An 18,311-nucleotide genomic window follows, 5' to 3' on the forward strand; every position below is an offset into this window, starting at 1 on the left:
ATTGTAAATAAACTCGATTCTCTTTGCAGGGAAAAACTACTACCAATTCCCTGGACTAACTGACGCTCCTCTCGCAAATCATTGACTAAACGCGAAGTCCGTCCTTCCCCTAACAATACTGACAATAAATCTAAACCGTGGGCACTGGGTAACTCATCTACTCCCGGCCCTATCCATGCCATCATTAACCGTGAATGTTCTAGCCTTGGTAAGTATAATTCCTGACGCTGAACCCCAACTATTTCCGACTGAGTAATTTCAACTGATGGTGGACAATTGTCAGGCTCACAAAAATTAGCGAAAGTGCGATTAACTAATTCCCAACCAGTTTCTTTTCCTACTCCCCCCACCAATACTACTGTCATATTTTCTGGCTGGTAGTGAGTGTGATGAAAACTACGCATAGCTTCTGGAGAATGCTGCATTAATTCTTCTCGCGTACCCAATATAGAACGCCCATAAGGATGATTTTGGTATACACTTTGCAACAGTGATTGAAATCCGACCCAATCAGGATCATCATAGGATTGAAGGATTTCTTCTAACACTACATCCCGTTCTCTGACAAATTCTGACTGAGGAATTGCTGCATTTAGTAATAATTCCCCTAACTGGGGTAGGGTTTCTGGCAAATAATCCCTAGCTGTAGTTAAGGAATAATGAGCATAATCATAACTAGTTGCGGCATTAGTCACACCACCCCGGTTTTCAACTTCTCTGTCAAATACTCCAGGAGCAAGATTGACTGTGCCTTTAAAAATCATGTGTTCTAAAAAGTGCGCCATCCCACACCATGATTCTGGCTCTCTTGTGACACCTGCACTCACCCATACATCAGCTGCAACTACGGGAGTATGGGGAATTTCTTGATGAATGAAGGTTAAACCATTATCTAGCTGGGAGACAGAGGCGGGAAACACAGTGTCAAGTGGTGTTTTGATCAATTTTATCTAAAGATTGGGCACAGTCCAACATTACTGTAATAATCCTAACTTTTACAAATACGAAAATTAGCATCAGTTGATACAGTTTTTTATTAGTTTTTATGCATATAGGATTACTATTTGATTTTTGTTGGCGTAGCCTGCGCTTGCGCTTAAAAATCTCAGTACACTTTCTGTTCCCTGTTCCCCGTTCCCTATCTCTACGAGTGATTCAGGAATCAAATCGGATTGCTATAATACCAATTCAAATAATGTTTGCAATATATAAATTCTTCGTAAGGGCACGGCATCCACAATCTTTACATGTATAAAAGTATCTTACCGATGCCGTGCCCCTACCCATCTGTCCCATTCTTTTTTCAAAATGGTATAACCCCTACTTTCAAGCTAGTCCCCCACGAAAAAATCCCACAACCAAGGATAAAAATACTTCCTTCACTCTTTCACTCCTTCCCTCCCTCACTCCTTCCCTCCCTATTTTCCAGCTAGTGAAGGAATATAAATTAAAAGCTCCCTAGTCATCAAGACTCTAGGAGCTAATAATTTTAGTTTACCGCAACGCCGTTTTACCTAAGTTTATGACCTGGTTAAACCAGGTGGGCACCGACATCGTTCGTTTAAAGTTTCCGGGTACATGCCCGGTTTACTGCCACGAATAATAATTAATAGGTTCCCTTATTCTTAAAGACAAGATCAAAAAACTTAGTATGGCAGTCACCAACGTCGTAGTAGAACTTCCTTATTATAGCTCTTAAAAATAATGTTGTGTATATCCCAGCTAATTTATTTTGATTGATTTTTGAATCTTAGCTTGGGTACCAAATTGTTTCTATTTGATCAGCTATCCCCATTGCTTTGTGGCGATCGCAAATGTCTAATAAAGCTGTTACATGAGCCATCTTCCGACCGACTCTAGATTCACTTTTACCATACCAATAAAGGTGGGTTTGGGCAATCTTTTGGATTTCTTTACGTTTGTGAATATGTTGATCCTGAGATTTTTCGTAGCCTAATAAGTTTACCATAATAGCACATGGATAAGTTAATTGAGAATTGCCCAAAGGTAAACGACACACTGCCCGTAGCTGCTGTTCAAATTGAGAAGTTTTACAAGCATCTAAGGAAAAATGTCCGGAGTTGTGAGTGCGAGGGGCGATTTCATTCACTAATACTTTGTCATCCCTCGTGAGGAATAATTCAATGCCTAAAACTCCAACATAACCAAGTTGATGGAGAAGAGTAGCAGCTATATGATTAATTTCGGCTGATACTGTAGGGGTGATATCAGCTGGTGCAATGACTCGCCGACAAACTTGTTGTTTTTGTTGGGTTTCTACCACTGGATAGGTAACAATATCCCCGTTGACAGAACGGGCTGCAATTACTGCTAATTCTTTCTGAAAGGGAACAAATTCCTCAACTAAAAACAAATGAGGTTGAATCTGGGAAAAAGTTACTTTTGATTGTAAATCATCAATATTTTTAACAATAAAAGTTCCCTGACCATCATATCCATGACGGCGAACTTTGATCACTAATGGGAAACCTAGTTTCTGACAGGAAACAGAATTAGATAAATCTTTAACAGAGCCAATGTGAGCTAATTCTTCTTCTAAAGCAAAAAATTGGGGTGTAGGTAAACCTAATTTTTGTAAATAGCAACGTTGATCATATTTATCTAATAAAAGTTCTAAGGCTGGTAGGTGGGGATGGAAACAAACCCCTTGTTGTGCTAAGAGGGATAATTTTTCTAAATCAACAAATTCATTTTCAAAGGTGATGACATCACATTTTTTTGCTAATTTTTCTGTAGCGATCGCATCATCAACGGCGGCAAGAATAGTATCATTAGCGATACTTACGGCAGGATCTGCTTGATTGGGTGTCTGTACTATTAACTCCAAACCCAATTTCTTTGCAGCACTCCCCATCATCCAAGCAAGTTGTCCACCACCAATTACACCAACACGCTTCATTATGCACCCACCCTAGTCACAATAGGGAATAATATCTTACCAGAAACATTAGGGTAAGTAGATCGGCGTAAAAAATTATCGTTTGGATAAGGCAGGGGGCAGGGAGCAGGGAGCAGGGGGAACAAGGATTTTAGGCTTATTTACTTTTCTTCACATAGTTTGGTTTTATTGTGCCGACTTACTTAATAACATTTTGGATTGTGAAACAACCACTGGTTGAAGGAGGAAGGAGGCATCAGGAGAGGGAAAGATTTTTGCGATTGCTAAATATCTATCCTTGTGTTTCTTAGTTAAAACGCTTATAGATTCATGAAGTATTAATTCATACGACTTTTATATGTGAGTCTTGGTTGTATATGATATTTCTGAAGATAAGAGACGAAAGAAGTTATCCACAGACGAAAGAAGTTATCCACATTGGTAGCAAAGAAGCATCTGCACCGCCAAAGCATTATGCAATATAGGTTGTAGAAATTTAAGGAGGATTTGGTAACATGACCATCGACACATCTCGCAAAATCGCCCAAATGCCTATTCTTTCCTTGAGATGTGTCGATTGCTTGCGGGGTAAGAATTTGAGGGGTGTGTTTGACGTGATTTCTGAGAACATTTATCATGTTTTTTGGAGATGCGTCGATTTAGGCGCTGAAACCCTTACTGGGCAAAGCCTCCTGAACGAACTCCCTACCGATTGGGTTAAATCGGATTAGTTGGAAACCTTGCAGGCTAGTAGCATAACGCAGTGGCCATGCAGACCCTACCGATTGGGTTAAATTGGATTAGTTGGAAACAAGTTGTGCCAATTCCCTTCTCTGGCTCATAAAGTGCACTACCGATTGGGTTAAATCGGATTAATTGGAAACTTTCGTGAAGGCTAGAAAGATACGCACGCTCAGCCCTACCGATTGAGTTAAATCGGATTAATTGGAAACTAATGAAAAAATCCTCCCAGTAGGAAATAGGAGGGTTTTTATTTTGTATATTGGCTTTGAAAAAAGAATGGGACAGATGGGTAGAGAACATCCACAATCTTTTGGTATATAAAATTATCTTACTGGTGCCGTGCCCTTACAAAAAATGTATGTGTCACTTCAGTTATCAGTTATCCCATCGATAAATCCGGGGGCTTGTATCCAGTCTATTTTTTGTTCACAAAGAGCCAGGGGAGCAGGGAACAGAAATAAAATTAATAATTTTCAAATTTGTGGACAAGGTTATTAAGGGTAAAGATGCTGTATTCATAAACCTTTATAACACTACAAAATTAGGTTAGGACATTTATAAATTCTAAAACTCTTTGATAACTAGCTGTTCCCTATTCCCTATTCCCTATTCCCTAGGGCGTAGCGCTATATCTATAGCCTAAAGTTTAAAGCTGATATTATTTCTAAATATTTTGTAGTGATTACTTACTCATTAATTAACAATATTTAATATTATCCATCTGCAAGTAAAGTTTGTTTTCTTTTGGCAGAAAAACCAAATTCATGCTGTTAGCCTGTTAATCAAGGAAAGAGTTTTATCCACCTCACTATATATATGTCGCCTAATTCAAACTTTTAATTTATTCAATATTCACAAGTTCAACTTAAGTAATTATTCAAGTAATTGCAACTATTCTCAATATTTATGACGAATCACTTCACAAATATACAGAACATGGTAAGTAAAATTCTGCCCCTCAAAATCAAGCATTACTGCGATACATGGATTGAAGAATGGTGTGAGGACAATGGCTGGACAGATCTATTTATGGAGCGTTACAACAACTATTGGGCTTTCCCTCCAGGAGCAGTAATGCCCGAGCCAATTCCCACACAAGTATTAAGATTGATTAAGCTAGAAAAAGGTTTTACAGGTGAAGAGAAAATTCGGTTAACGGTAGCAGTGGTAGGTACAGTTTTTGCGATCGCTTCCAGTTTTCTGATGAAATGTCCCATGCCTTTGGTCTTTGCCTTTGCCTTTAGCGCAGTCACGATGGCACAGTTGGAAGTCGAAGATGCCTAGGTATCAAACTGGCAAGGTGAAGAAAGCAACAAAAAACAATCCATCTTCCTATAAGAGGTACGGCGCTAGCAAGCTAGTTCTACAAAATGATCAAGTTTGTAGATGCCGTGCCCTTATCTTTAGCTATATTTTTTCTTTTAATTTTTTATTATTTTAAATAGGCAATTTCTAATACCACATTACAAGTATTCAAGTCAATGAATATAATTAATTTGTAACATTGAAAAGAAGAGAATTTGAGGCTGGAATTGATATACTAAAAATTGGCAAGACTTCCATGTTTACCTGTGGTTGAACAGTAGGATTCATACCAACCATTCGGAAGCCCTATCGCCCAAATCTAAGGGAATACTGACAGCTTTACCCAAACGGGGACGCTCCCTAGTTTCTTGGATAAAAGTTTGTACTTTATCCACACCACCCATTGCATGTAAATAATTGGTAACAGTATCCAGGTGTTCTTGATACTCCGCTTCACTTAAAGGAAAAGAAGCCTGCTCTAGGTATTTCCACATCACCTGTAAAAATATCTTTCCCTGGGTACGGCGTAGCTGGACATCATAAGAATGTCCCCATTTATCACACAATAGTTGCTGTAATTCTCTTCCTGTCATAGGTTATCTCAACTATATTTTACATTTAGTTATAAAGTTAAGTCCGGTCATTCAAGTATGATAGGAATATAAAGAAATGTAATGCTATCAAAAAAGATGCTGGCAATATCTAGAAAAAGATAATACTGGCATAATTATGGGTCATAGCATCTCGAACCAGAAAAGAGTTTCTCAAATTATGAGGCTCAGGTCAAACTCGTAAACCAAATGTACAAAGAACCCGTAGATTATGGCTCAATATTCTGAATCAATGGACGTGCCCGATATGGGGCGACGTCAGTTTATGAATCTTCTGACTTTTGGAACAGTTACTGGAGTTGCTCTGGGAGTACTGTATCCCTTTACTAAATATTTTCTGCCACCTGCTAGTGGTGGTGCTGGTGGTGGAGCCACAGCCAAAGACGAACTAGGCAATGATGTCAGCGTTGCTAACTTTTTGGATAGCCATAATACCGGGGCTCGCGTTCTCGTTCAGGGACTCAAGGGCGATCCTACCTACATTGTGGTAGAAAACAAAGAAGCAATTAGCGATTACGGTATTAATGCCATTTGTACCCACTTGGGTTGTGTTGTGCCTTGGAATGCTGCGGAGAACAAATTCAAGTGTCCTTGTCACGGTTCCCAATACGCTGCAACGGGTAAAGTTGTTCGTGGTCCTGCACCTCGCTCTTTGGCTCTGAGTCATGTCAAGGTAGAAGACGACAAAATGGTCATCACTCCTTGGACTGAAACAGACTTCCGCACTGGTGAAGAACCCTGGTGGGCATAATTCAGTATCTCACCAGAGATAGCTGTATATATGCTCTAGGAAAATTCCTAAAAATGTGCTGAGTCACTAGTCCCCTGGCTATTGACCATCAAGTATTAACTATTGACTAATTATTCAGAGAACCCTTGTCCTTACAGAGATGAGAAATCCTTGTACCACAACGAGTTTAACTCGTATTTCCAGAGCAATAACCAAAATTTTGCTTGTTGCGATCGCTACTTTGACTTTTTTCTTCACTAGCGATTTGACTCTACCCCAATCTGCTGCGGCTTATCCCTTCTGGGCACAGGCGACCTATCCGGAAACCCCCCGTGAACCTACAGGAAGAATTGTTTGCGCTAACTGTCACCTAGCCCAAAAGGTTACAGACGTGGAAGTTCCCCAGTCTGTGCTACCGGATACTGTTTTCAAAGCGGTGGTGAAAGTTCCCTACGACACGAGCGTCAAGCAAGTAGGTGCTGACGGTTCTAAAGTCGGCTTAAATGTTGGTGCAGTACTAATGTTACCCGAAGGTTTCAAGATAGCTCCTGAGGAGCGGATTCCTGAGGAAATGAAAGAAGAAATTGGAGACGTTTACTTCCAAAACTATACAGACGATACAGAAAACGTCATCCTTGTTGGTCCTTTACCTGGGGATGAGTATCAAGAAATTGTCTTCCCCGTTCTTTCTCCTAACCCAGCAACTGATAAAAACATCCATTTTGGTAAGTATGGAGTTTATGCAGGTGGTAATCGGGGACGAGGACAGATTTATCCCACCGGTGAAAAGAGCAACAACAACACTTATAACGCCCCTGCTGCTGGAACAATTAGCCAGATTGCCAAGGAAGCAGATAGCGATGGTAATGTGAAATATACAGTTAGCATTCAAACCGAATCTGGGGAAACTGTTAGCGAGGAAATTCCCGTAGGTTTGGAACTGATTGTATCTGAAGGACAAGTAGTTGCTTCTGGAGAAGCTTTAACCAATAATCCCAATGTTGGTGGTTTTGGTCAAAAGGATACAGAAATTGTCCTCCAAAGTTCTGGTAGAGTTGCAGGATTAGTCGCCTTTATTTGTTTGACAATGTTGGCACAAACTATGCTTGTACTCAAAAAGAAACAGGTTGAGAAGGTTCAAGCTGCGGAAATGAACTTCTAAATCTGAGTTGGAATTGAATTGATTCACACAAAGGCGGGCTCAATAGCCTGTCTTTTTTTGTAGATATAGGGCTAGGTGCAAGTAATAAGTAATACCATTAAAAAAAAAGAATGGGACAGATGGGTAGGGAACATCCACAATCTTTTGGCATATAAAATTACCTTACAGGTGCCGTGCCCTTACGAAAAATGTATGTGTCGCCAACATTATTTGAATTGGTATAAGCAGCCTGCAGGTGAATGAGGTATATTTTCTCCTGACCGAAAAAGAAAAGGATACAAGCCCCCAAATTTATTTATGGAAAAATTAGAAATAATTGTGCCGCGATGCATAAGCACTCTTTCTCAATAACTCCTTTCTTGATGCAGTCGCTCATGGGGGAGACCCCCTTTCTGCGCGCTGCTCTCTACATTCATGTATGGGGTTTCTCCCCTGCTCCCTGCCTTCTGCCTCAAAGGTTCGGCATACTCTACCACCATTACCGGTTAGCACACCACGCTCAAATTAGAAATACTTGTTATATTAATTTACATAAAGCAATAAAAGTTAAAGAAAAGGAATTAATACTTATGTTTGGTATCTTGATTGCACTATTCGTTATAGGTTGGGTTACTGCGGCGCTAATTGGTACTCAGGCTTACTTCTTGGGTGAACAAAGGAAGCCCATCCACGAACGTAACTGGGGTTCTGACTCCTTTGATAAATTAGCGAAGTCCATTACAGGAAGAGAAACAAGTTATGGCGATCGCGAACCTGGATATAGAATAGGTGCTTATGCTAGCAATGGTATATCCAACTAAGCAAAATTTGGAAAAAGGACAGGTTTTTAGCCCCCGGCTATTTGCTGGGGGTTTTTTCATGGATATTTTGTGAACAAGAAGCATGGGGAATATCTCGTCTTTCCTACCGTGGATTGAAGGGTCACAAGGATCACAATCTCCACAACATCCCCCTGCTCCCCTTCCCCCTGCTATCCTGCCTCTTTTACAGGGGACGATAAACGCGATAATTGACTTGAGGGAAGATATTATCTATGTATTCGACCTTTTCTAACCAACCACTATCAATTTTGCCAATTTTAATATCTTCATACAGTTTATTAAACCGCATTAAGTGCGATCGCGTGCGTCTAACTGCATAGGGAACCATAGTTCCAGTACGCATAATAAAAGCCCAGTCAGAAGATTGTGCTAAAAGTAATTCCCTGGCTGCTTGGTTGAGAGCCTTCAATTCCAAATCATCTGCGGCTTCCCGTTGAGATATTTCAATCATTCGTTCTGCCGCTTTATGGAGATGGGGGTAAACCCATGTATTCGTCTCATTTAACCAATACTCATGAAAACCCTTGTAACCCCAACTAGATTGAGAAGGACGACAGACTTGCTGACTGGTATTACCACGTAAATAATCCGCTAAATGGGTCATATCGTATGTACCTTGGTCATACCAAGACTTGCGGAACAGATAATCAATAAACCAAGGTCCTTCATACCACCAATGTCCAAATAATTCCGCATCATAGGGCGACACAATAATTGGTGGACGCTGCATTACATGATGGAGATGCTCAACTTGACGTTCCCGATTATACATAAAGTTGGCAGCGTGCTCCGCAGATTTTTCCTTTGCCCAATAGGGGTCATACAGAGCTTTGTCAGCTAAACCTAAACCACGACCAGTAATTTTATGATACTTAATCCCCGTATTTTTACGCTGGCCATTAGGCATAATGTAGGGCTTAATGTATTCGTATTCAGCTTCCCAACCCAAGTCTTTATAAAATTCCCGATATTCAGCAGCACCAGGATAACCCACTTCCGATGACCATACCTGCTGAGAAGATTCATGATCCCTCCCGAAAGCTGCTACCCCTGTTTCCGTAAATATAGGGGCATAGGTGCCAAATCGGGGACGAGGACGGGCATAAAGAATACCATGTCCGTCGGTGAGGAAATAGCGCAAACCTGCATCGGCTAGCATTCTCTCCAATTCTTCATAATAAGCACATTCTGGTAGCCAAATTCCCCTTGGTGGTATCCCAAAAGTTTGCTCGTAGTGTTCACAGGCTACCTGAATTTGTGCCCACACAGCTTGGGGATACATCTTCATCAGTGGTAAGTAGCCGTGGGTTGCGCCGCAGGTAATAATTTCTAGGTTATTCGAGTCTTGGAATCTCTTAAAAGCTGTAACCAAGTCCCCTTGATAACGCTCCCACATTTTTCTGGTGGTATTAAATTCGGAAGCGTAATGTTCTGCTAAGTATTTGAGATGACCATTTTGAGCATGATGTTCAATTTCTAATTCTGTAAGTTCTTCCAGTTTTGATAAATGTTCACTGTACCGTTCTTGCAGCAGAGGATCGCGCAGCATGGACACTAGGGGTGGTGTCATGCTCATGGTAATTTTAAAGTCAATTCCGTCTCGTTTTAACCCCTCAAATACCTGTAGTAAAGGTATATAAGTTTCTGTAATTGCTTCATAAAGCCATTCTTCCTCCAACACATAGTCACTTTCTGGGTGACGAACAAAGGGTAGATGTGCGTGGAGTACAAGCGCAAGGTAGCCTATAGCCATAGTAATTCCGAGATAGTACCGTATTAAATTGAAATTTGGGGGTTAGCCAGAAATTAACAATATTTTAAGACTTTCTGGGAATAGTAGCGGGATGTGAATCAACATATTTCGGGACTTTGATTTCAAAAAGTAACCAATCCCTTAGGAATGGAGGCTCACAAGGGTAATACCATTTTAGATTTTAGATTTTAAATTTTGGATTGTGAAAGAGTTACTACATAAGCTTTTATTTCTTTCCATCTGTGGCAATCATTTTCCAAATTGGTATAAGTTTTTAACATTTCGGTTGAGGCTAGACTTGGGAGATGGGAAGACGGTAGGAAGATAGACTATTACCAATTAGACCTTATTTTTGTCAGATAATGGCTAAACAAATAAATTCCCATCCCAAGTTATATGGTTTACTGATTGGTATTGATTGCTATCCACCCCATCTCTTGTCATTGGCAGGGAGTGTAAGTGATATTAACTATGTAGAAGAATTTCTCCTGCGTCAACCCCAAAAACCCACAAAGATTTTTAAATTAACCGCTTCTAATCCAAATCCAGATACACTGCAACCTGGTGAAGTACCGAAGCCCACGGAAGCAGAATCACAGTTACCCACTTACAAGAATATTGTCACCCAGTTCCATAAACTTACAGAAACCGCAGCACCAGGGGACTTAGTATATATCCAATATTCAGGTCATGGAGGTCGTGCTAAAACGAATTATCCCCATATTAAGGGAGAAAATGACATTGATGAAGGACTTATTCCCGTTGATATTGGTACTAGTGAAGGACAATATCTGCGTGATTTGGAATTAGCAACACTGCTCAAAAGAATGGTGGATAAGGGGTTAGTTGTTACCCTGGTGTTGGATTGCTGTCATTCTGGTGGTACAGTGCGAGGAAAATACGCAGACATTCGCGGTTTAGATACCATTGATCAAATTCCCAGACCACTATCAAACCTGGTGGCTTCTCAGTCAGAATTAGCTGCAAATTGGTTGTCTTTAAAACCAAAAGAGGTAAAAAATGCAGTCATCACTCGTAAGGCAACAGCTGTTGCAAGTATGCTACCAGAAGTCAAAGGATATGTATTATTAGCTGCTTGTAGACCTTCGGAATCTGCTTGGGAATATACTATTGATGGCAAACAACGTAATGGTGCCCTGACTTATTGGTTGTTGGATACTTTAAATCAACCAATGCCGGGAATGACCTACAAAATGGTACACGATCGCATTAGTGCCAAAATCAAAACTCTGTTTCCCCAACAAACACCCATGCTTATGGGTGAAGGCGATCGCGTAGTATTTGGTAACCAATATGTCCACACTGAATATGCAGTTAATGTCATGCAGGTGAAGGTGAAGGGAAACATCACTAAAGTAGAGTTGGATGCTGGACAAGCACAGGGTCTGCGTAAAGGTGCAGAATTGGCGATTTATCCTCGTGGTTTAACTAGTTTTCGCAATACTCAGGAACGATTGGCTCTAGTAGAAATTACGGAGTTAAAGGGAGCAAATTGTTGGGCAGACGTAACCACAATGCTGCAACCTGAATCAGTAATTGAACAAGGAGCCCAGGCTGTACTAACCTCTGCACCAGTCAAGTTGGTGAAGAAAGTACAGTTACTACAAGATCAGGATTTACCCTTAGAAAGAAATGCAGCTTTGCAAGCTGTGCAGGTGGCATTAACTGGTAACGGTTGGCTGGAATTAGTGGGTCTAGAGGAAGCTGCTGATTATCAGATAGATGTGAAAAAAATTACTTCCATCACAGATGCAGAAACATATCGTGTAGGGATTGACGAGGTAATTTATGAAATATGCGATCGCACCGGTGCACCTATTGTCCTTCGACCTGTGATCAGGGTGAGAGACAACAATGCAGCTGAAACGGTAGTCAAGCGGTTAGTACATTTGGCTAAGTATCAAGGGATACAGGAATTGGATAACCATGATGGTAGTTCACCTTTGAGGGGGAAAGTAGTCATCGAATTGCTGGGGACACAGAAAGATTATGCATCAGGAGACGCAATTCAACCAGAGCCATTTGCTGACCTCAATGATCCAGAAATGAAAGCAGGGGAGCACTTATTCCTGAAAATTCACAACAACTATTCCGATATAATTAATGTTGCAGTCCTAGATTTGGGATCTGATTGGGCTATAGAACAAATATCCCCCCAAACTAGCCAGTTCACAGCTATCGACCCCGGACAAGAGGAATTCATCCCGATGAATATGAGCCTTCTTGAGGGAGAATATGAAGGAGAGGATATTTTCAAGGTTTTTGCAACCATTGGAATGGCTAACTTCCGTTGGTTGGAATTACCACCCCTAGACCAACCGATTCTTCCACCAGAAGCGAGAGGGGTATCAAGAAGCGATGGTGCTTTAGATAAATTATTGATGATGTTTGCTGCGGAACAGCCACCCACTCGCAAAGCTAACCCAATGGCTTTTCCCAGTCGTGAGTGGACGACAGTGCAAGTTAGAGTTAGGGTGAAGGGCGATGAACCAACTGAGGGTAAACCCAACCAATCAAGCTCCTCAACTCGTGAGAAAATCCTCATTTTGATAGCCAATCCCCAAAGGAATTTCCAGCTATCCTCGAAAACAAGTGATATTGCTGGAAAAATATGGCGTTCAGCCAGCAGCGATAAATTTCAACTGGAACAAAGAGAAGTTGTAAGTACCCAAGATGTGCAAAACATTTTGTCAGAAGTGCAGCCCAGGATTGTTCATTTTTGCGGACAAGGAAATGGGAGTCAGGGACTACTTTTGCAGGATAATGAGGGACAACTAGTAAGTAGGGAAGCGATCGCAAACTTATTTCAGCAGTTTGCCAATGGGGTAGAGTGTGTACTGTTTAATGGTTGCTATTCTCAAGTACAGACTGAAGCCCTTGGACAATATATCAACTATGTGATTAGTATGGGTGAGGATTTTCGAGGTGATGCTGCGATCGCTTTTACAGTTGGTTTTTATCAAGCACTAGGTTCTGGAAAGACAATCGAATCTGCTTACAAATTGGGTTGCGATTGTATTCAATTAGAAATTAAGTTAAGGACACCAACATTACCTGAGGAATACAAACCTGTGTGGCTGAAAAAACCGGATTCAGAGCTAACATGGGAAGAATTTATTCAGAAGTTAGTACAGATTGAGGAATTGGTAAATTCAGCCTCGGAATTACCAGCAGCAACAAAAGACAAGTCACTCAGGTATTTGTTAGCTGCACAGGAAGAAGCACAGGCTACTGAACCAGATAAAGAGTTTGCAGCCTCTAATCTCAAACGGGTGGCTGAAACATTAAAAAATGTTACCGAAACCGTGACTTCAACTCAGACTTTATGGGGAAATGTGGAGCCAATATTATTACAATTGAATAATTGGCTAAAGGTTGATGTATCTTAGATTGTGACTCAGAAGTTCAAGCCCAAGCGATCGTTAAACATATTCCCTCACCTTGGGGGCTGTATCTTTAACTAACCGCATAAGGGGTAAATTGGCGTTTAAAAGAGGAATGAAAACCCAGAACTATATCTGAAGTTGGCACACCTATCTCCACCAACCTTTCGGCTATAGAGTCTTCAGTCCCATTATATTGAATCCAAATTTTGCCATCTTGAATATCAAAGTGCATCACAGGACCAAATACCCGCTTATCTCCTTGCCAACCAACATAAGCCAGTTGATAATGGTCATGTTCCCTATCAAATATTAGCTCTGCCTTCACTGTATCCGTGGTAGTTGCTATTTGAGCGTGTTCTGTCAAAATTTGCTTGACAAATTGCCGATATTGTTCTATTCGATCCATTGCTTAATCTCCTCCAATTTAGGATCGTAAATCATCAATTTGACTTGGTAACGTCTAAGAGCGCGTTGGATGAAATCAAGCTGAAAAAAATCCTGATAGGTTTCAGTGGGAATGGCTAAGTAAACAATTCGGTCTGGTTCTTGTTCTTCAAGTGCTTGATTATAGTTGAGATATTGCCCCAGTGCAGTATGAAATGCGCTGATATCTGAGTCTCCAATAAAGCTTTTAATTTCTACAGCAATTTTTTCTGAATCTCGTTCTGCGGCGATGGCACTTTCAGCAGCCAAATCAATTTGTAATTTCACTGCTGAGCTAATGCGTATTGTGAGAGGATGTGAGAGGATCATGAGTGATCTTCCATCCTTCTTTTATTAAAGCATTTTTAACCTGTTGATGGAAAACGTCTTTAGCCATTGTGGATGCTTTTCATCCAGATTGTAGTTAATTTTATTATATTGTCCTGATCATGGTTTTTGCATTGTGCAGTTTCCCCTACTCCTCTTGATTGAGGGAGACACTAGAATAAAAATGTAAAATATATTTGATACCCTTCTTTCCCCTTAACTCCTAGCAATCTATTTTCAAGCTCCTATTGAAATAAAACCATGACTAATTTTGCTAATGATGGCATCCGTTCCTATAGCCAAGAAGATGTGCAGCAAATTCTCCAATTAGCGATCGCTCGCCAAGCTAATGATACAGATAAAGAGTTTTCTTATCAACAGCTGTTAGAAATTGCCACTGAGTTAAATATTCCTCTAGATTCTCTACAAATAGCAGAAAGGGAATGGGTAGATCAACGGGGAGAAATGCAAAAACGCCAGGAATTTAACTCACATCGTGTGGGAAGCTTTAAAAAGCGGTTGGGTAAATATGCGATCGTCAATACCTTACTGCTAGTGCTAGATTTGATTGGTGGTGGCGGACTTTCTTGGTCCCTCTATGTTCTCATAATTTGGGGTATTGGGGTCGGTTTAGATGCTTGGAACAGCCTACAAACCCAAGGAGAAGACTATGAAATGGCTTTTCAGAAATGGAATCGCAACCGTCAAATTAAAAGTTCATTCAACAACTTAGTAGATAAATTCCTGAAAGCAACTTCAACCTAGATCATGGATTTCCGGATGACACGGTTCTGTGTAATCTGTGACTGAAAAAGCAAAGGATACAAGCCCCCAAATTTATTTGTCTCAGCTCCCCTTTCCCCCTTGCTCCCTGCTCCCCTGCTTCCTTTACACGTATCTGTGCAATCTGTGTAATCGGTACAATCTGTGATAGACGACTGCTCCGGTATTAATCAGCAAGCAAGTCATTGCTAGGGATAACAAAATGAATGTGGGAGCCATCACCACCCCAACTGCAAACCAGCTATATACGTGCAACACCATCACAAATGCAAAAATACAAGCAATCCGGGCTGCTTGACATATTTGATGAAATGGGCGACGCAGCACTACTAAAATCATCGTCACCAATGTCGTAATTAAATTTGCTGGTACCAGAAAGGCACAAATAGCAATACAGTTGGAACGGGAAAATTCAGCTAAGGCGTTGAATTCGAGCATTTATAGTTTCAGTAATTTGCCAAATCTTATTAGTTTTTTTATCGTATTATTAAACAATTAAACATTAATCATCATATTACTTTAAAAACAGAATTATAAATTAACAAATTAAAGAATTAAAAATATGTACCAATCATTAATGCTATTTGGGATCACCTGATCGCCACTATTGGACTTATTTATTTACGGTAAACCGACTGTTAAGAGTACGTAAAAACCCTGCCAGCCCCAGTTTTATCTTGTTATAATAGGGGCATATAAGGAAATATATATACTGAAATTCAACTATGAAATTCCGCCTTGGATGTATTCACTCCAAGGCGGTAATTTTGTTAAAGTAAATTTCTCGCCTTGAGTTGCAAATATTTATCTACTAATCCGTCAGAAATTTGATTGGCTGGTGCATCTATTACTAATACACCCTTTTGCTTTAACTGGGCAAAAGCCACTTGTCTTTGTGCTAGTAAATCTAAGGCTACTGCACGGCTATAGGCTTCTGTGATATCTGCGGTAAAAGTATGTGCTATCTGATCCACTAAAGGATCCCGTAAGGTGACGCAGAAGGGTAAGTAACGGGGTGTAAGTCTGGAAAGTGCTGCTAATAGTGACGCAGAAGCCGTTGCATCAACTATATCGGTAATAATTACTACTAAGGCTCGCCGGGTTTGCTGTTGGACAACATGAGTTACCGCCCCTAAATAGTCAGATTCCAATAGCACTGGTTGAATAGGTGTCAAGCGATCTATAAGGCTTGTTAAATGGTGTTCTCCCTTATCTGGGGGGAGCCAAGCGTGCATTTGCCGATCAAATATACCCAAACCGACGTGATCGCCCCTTCTCATGCCTGTCATTGCCAAGGATAAAGCAGCATTCAGTCCCCAGTCAAATCTCTGTAAGCCATGTACCCTGGCTGTCATTAATCTGCCTCGATCCAGCAAAATTAATAAGGTTTGCTCTTGTTCTGGCTCTAGCACCCTAACTAGTGGGAGGGTATTAGTAGCACTGACTCGACGAGCAGTAGCTTTCCAATCTACAAATCGTAAATCATCACCGATTCGGTAGTTACGTAGTTCCGCAAACTCTGTTCCAATACCCAATTGGCGGCGAAATTGACGCATGGCACCAGATGATTGTAATGTCAAACGGATAGACAGCGATCGCAATCCCACTAAATCTGGATACACCCAAACTTTCAAACTCTGGGGAATCTGGCGATCGTCCCAGGCTAACCCCCAACTACCCAATTGTCTTACTTGAATATCTCCCCAAGGAAACTCTCCCCGTTTGGTTGGGTGGACTGTATAATCTAATTCTTGAGTGCTATTACTGGGTACTGTAGCTGATAATACTGGTGTAGACACATTAAAACTACTGGGATAATAGTCACTGATTTGGATAATGGCATTGGTATTAGCCGATTTTACTCGCAACACAACCAAGTTATCCCTACCAATGGATAATCGCGGTAGCAATTCCCTAGTTATCTCAACTCGATTGCGCCTCACCAACAGACCATCTACCACCATTAATATGAGTACTATGCCATCAAAAACCAGAGTTAAGTTGATACTGGTGGAAATATCAAAGAAAATAGCTGTAACCGGAGCGATCGCAATTCCCAATATCAATAAAAAATAAACTCGTATTGCTGGGATCATAATCAATTTTAATATTTATTAGGACTCATTATGAATACATAAACTAATAGGAAAAAATCAGGTAAACCTCATCTACCTTGAGAACCGTAGTTTACTAACATGAATTTGGGATTGCTTCCTTACGTCGCAATGACACATCCAAATAATCATCAACTCCAGGTTTCAACATGGACGGGGTTTATTATTATTTTTACCGAGGAACCGGAACTTTATTCAGTATCGATGCAATTACCGCCTCTATTTGTAAACCATCTAACATTGCCTCTGGTTTGAGTATGAGTCGATGGCGTAATAATGGGGGTGCAACTGTCTTCACATCATCGGGTGTCACAAAATCTCTACCTGCTAAATATGCCGAGGCTTGGGATGTAACGAACCAAGCACCAGCAGCACGAGGAGAAGCACCCAAGGCTAAATCTGGATGTTGGCGGGATGTTTTCACTAAAGCCAGGATATAGTCAATAATTGCTTCAGAAACTTTTATTTGTTGGACTGCTTGTCTTGCTTGTAAAATTTCCTCTACAGCAGTTACAGTTTGCAAGCGAGCAATATCTAAACGCCTTGCAGCAAAGCCTGCTTGACGGTTGAGTAACATTTGTTTTTCTGCGGCTTCATCGGGATAATCCACCACCAATTTGAAAAGAAATCGATCTAACTGTGCTTCTGGTAAGGGATAAGTTCCCTCAAACTCTAAGGGGTTTTGGGTAGCAATTACCCAGAATAAATCTGGTAAAGGTAAGCTTTCTCCATCCAGTGTCACCTGCATTTCTTCCATCGCCTCTAAGAGGGCTGCTTGGGTTTTGGGGGGAGTGCGGTTAATTTCATCTGCTAGCAGTACTTCAGTAAATAATGGTCCCTTTTTGAGGCTGAATTGACGGGTAAGTAAGTCGGCACAATAAAACCAAACTATGTGAAGAATAGTAAATAAGCCTAAAACCCTTGTTCCCCCTGCTCCCTGCTCCCTGCCCCCTGCCTTATCCAAACGATAATTTTTTACGCCAACCTACTTATTCAAATCAAAAATGTTCGTACCAGTAATATCTGCTGGTAAAACATCTGGTGTTAGTTGTATCCGACTAAACTCAGCCTGAATAGATTGTGCCAGTACTTTTACTAATAAAGTTTTACCTGTACCGGGTACACCTTCTAAAATAATGTGTCCCCCTGCAAGTAAGGCGATTAACAACTGATGGATGATATGAGATTGTCCAACTATGACTTGGTTAATTGCTTTACTAAGTCGATTTAAT

14 protein-coding genes, 1 other RNA gene and 2 pseudogenes are annotated in these 18,311 nt (G+C 40.7%); 7 read left to right on the top strand and 10 right to left on the bottom strand.

Annotated elements, in window-relative coordinates; genetic code table 11:
- The 3 genes from CALSC_RS20805 to CALSC_RS20815 form a co-directional block, all read right to left on the bottom strand.
- A partial coding sequence (locus tag CALSC_RS20805; protein ID WP_088243181.1) for a M16 family metallopeptidase occupies positions 1–920 on the bottom strand: 920 nt, incomplete at its 3' end.
- Between the two features lie 570 nt (positions 921–1,490).
- Positions 1,491–1,679, bottom strand: a non-coding RNA gene (gene ssrS / locus CALSC_RS20810) — 6S RNA.
- A 71-nt stretch (positions 1,680–1,750) separates the two neighbouring features.
- On the bottom strand, positions 1,751–2,920 hold the full coding sequence (locus CALSC_RS20815; protein ID WP_088243182.1) for a 5-(carboxyamino)imidazole ribonucleotide synthase: 1,170 nt from the start codon (positions 2,918–2,920) through the stop codon (positions 1,751–1,753).
- 494 nt (positions 2,921–3,414) lie between these two features.
- Here CALSC_RS20815 and CALSC_RS20820 point away from each other — a divergent pair, with 494 nt between their 5' ends.
- Together CALSC_RS20820 and CALSC_RS20825 are read left to right on the top strand one after the other, a co-directional pair.
- Complete coding sequence (locus CALSC_RS20820; protein WP_088243183.1) at positions 3,415–3,630, top strand: hypothetical protein; 216 nt, start codon at positions 3,415–3,417, stop codon at positions 3,628–3,630.
- Between the two features lie 949 nt (positions 3,631–4,579).
- On the top strand, positions 4,580–4,927 hold the full coding sequence (locus CALSC_RS20825) for a slr1957 family protein (RefSeq protein WP_456151089.1): 348 nt from the start codon (positions 4,580–4,582) through the stop codon (positions 4,925–4,927).
- 305 nt (positions 4,928–5,232) lie between these two features.
- Here CALSC_RS20825 and CALSC_RS20830 read toward each other — a convergent pair whose 3' ends face one another.
- Positions 5,233–5,541, bottom strand: a complete 309-nt coding sequence (locus CALSC_RS20830) for a DUF3067 family protein (RefSeq protein ID WP_088243184.1) — start codon at positions 5,539–5,541, stop codon at positions 5,233–5,235.
- 229 nt (positions 5,542–5,770) lie between these two features.
- Here CALSC_RS20830 and petC point away from each other — a divergent pair, with 229 nt between their 5' ends.
- The 3 genes from petC (at position 5,771) to CALSC_RS20845 (ending at position 8,251) form a co-directional block, all read left to right on the top strand.
- The gene (gene petC, locus CALSC_RS20835) at positions 5,771–6,310 is read left to right on the top strand and encodes a cytochrome b6-f complex iron-sulfur subunit (protein WP_088243185.1); all 540 of its coding nucleotides are present in this window, start codon (positions 5,771–5,773) and stop codon (positions 6,308–6,310) included.
- Between the two features lie 139 nt (positions 6,311–6,449).
- A complete protein-coding gene (petA, locus tag CALSC_RS20840; protein ID WP_088243186.1) occupies positions 6,450–7,451 on the top strand; it encodes a cytochrome f in 1,002 nt (333 codons plus the stop codon).
- 569 nt (positions 7,452–8,020) lie between these two features.
- Positions 8,021–8,251, top strand: coding sequence for a photosystem II protein, Psb35-related (locus CALSC_RS20845; RefSeq protein ID WP_088243210.1), 231 nt, complete (start codon positions 8,021–8,023; stop codon positions 8,249–8,251).
- A gap of 184 nt (positions 8,252–8,435) precedes the next feature.
- Here the strand turns inward: CALSC_RS20845 and CALSC_RS20850 are convergent, their stop codons facing one another.
- Positions 8,436–10,025, bottom strand: a complete 1,590-nt coding sequence (locus tag CALSC_RS20850; RefSeq protein WP_088243187.1) for a glycoside hydrolase family 57 protein — start codon at positions 10,023–10,025, stop codon at positions 8,436–8,438.
- Between the two features lie 362 nt (positions 10,026–10,387).
- Here CALSC_RS20850 and CALSC_RS20855 point away from each other — a divergent pair, with 362 nt between their 5' ends.
- A complete protein-coding gene (locus tag CALSC_RS20855; protein ID WP_088243188.1) occupies positions 10,388–13,435 on the top strand; it encodes a caspase family protein in 3,048 nt (1,015 codons plus the stop codon).
- Positions 13,436–13,502: 67 nt separating this feature from the next.
- Here the strand turns inward: CALSC_RS20855 and CALSC_RS20860 are convergent, their stop codons facing one another.
- Together CALSC_RS20860 and CALSC_RS20865 are read right to left on the bottom strand one after the other, a co-directional pair.
- Positions 13,503–13,838 carry a XisI protein gene (locus CALSC_RS20860; RefSeq protein WP_088243189.1) on the bottom strand — a complete coding sequence of 112 codons (336 nt, stop codon included), beginning with the start codon at positions 13,836–13,838 and terminating at the stop codon, positions 13,503–13,505.
- A pseudogene (locus tag CALSC_RS20865) lies at positions 13,826–14,252 on the bottom strand (XisH family protein). The gene CALSC_RS20860 and the pseudogene CALSC_RS20865 overlap by 13 nt, the downstream one beginning before the upstream one ends.
- Before the next feature lie 191 nt (positions 14,253–14,443).
- Between CALSC_RS20865 and CALSC_RS20870 the strand changes: the two are divergent.
- Complete coding sequence (locus tag CALSC_RS20870) at positions 14,444–14,947, top strand: 2TM domain-containing protein (RefSeq protein ID WP_088243190.1); 504 nt, start codon at positions 14,444–14,446, stop codon at positions 14,945–14,947.
- A gap of 123 nt (positions 14,948–15,070) precedes the next feature.
- Here the strand turns inward: CALSC_RS20870 and CALSC_RS20875 are convergent, their stop codons facing one another.
- The 3 genes and pseudogenes from CALSC_RS20875 to CALSC_RS20885 form a co-directional block, all read right to left on the bottom strand.
- Positions 15,071–15,403: a hypothetical protein gene (locus tag CALSC_RS20875; RefSeq protein ID WP_088243191.1), complete on the bottom strand. Its 333-nt coding sequence runs from the start codon at positions 15,401–15,403 to the stop codon at positions 15,071–15,073.
- A 332-nt stretch (positions 15,404–15,735) separates the two neighbouring features.
- Complete coding sequence (locus CALSC_RS20880) at positions 15,736–17,061, bottom strand: DUF58 domain-containing protein (RefSeq protein ID WP_088243192.1); 1,326 nt, start codon at positions 17,059–17,061, stop codon at positions 15,736–15,738.
- A gap of 190 nt (positions 17,062–17,251) precedes the next feature.
- Positions 17,252–18,301 (bottom strand): annotated as a pseudogene (locus tag CALSC_RS20885) (AAA family ATPase); the annotation flags it as partial.
- Positions 18,302–18,311 lie beyond the last annotated feature (10 nt).

The sequence above is a fragment of the Calothrix rhizosoleniae SC01 genome (assembly GCF_900185595.1).
GTDB classification, from domain to species: domain Bacteria; phylum Cyanobacteriota; class Cyanobacteriia; order Cyanobacteriales; family Nostocaceae; genus Calothrix_A; species Calothrix_A rhizosoleniae.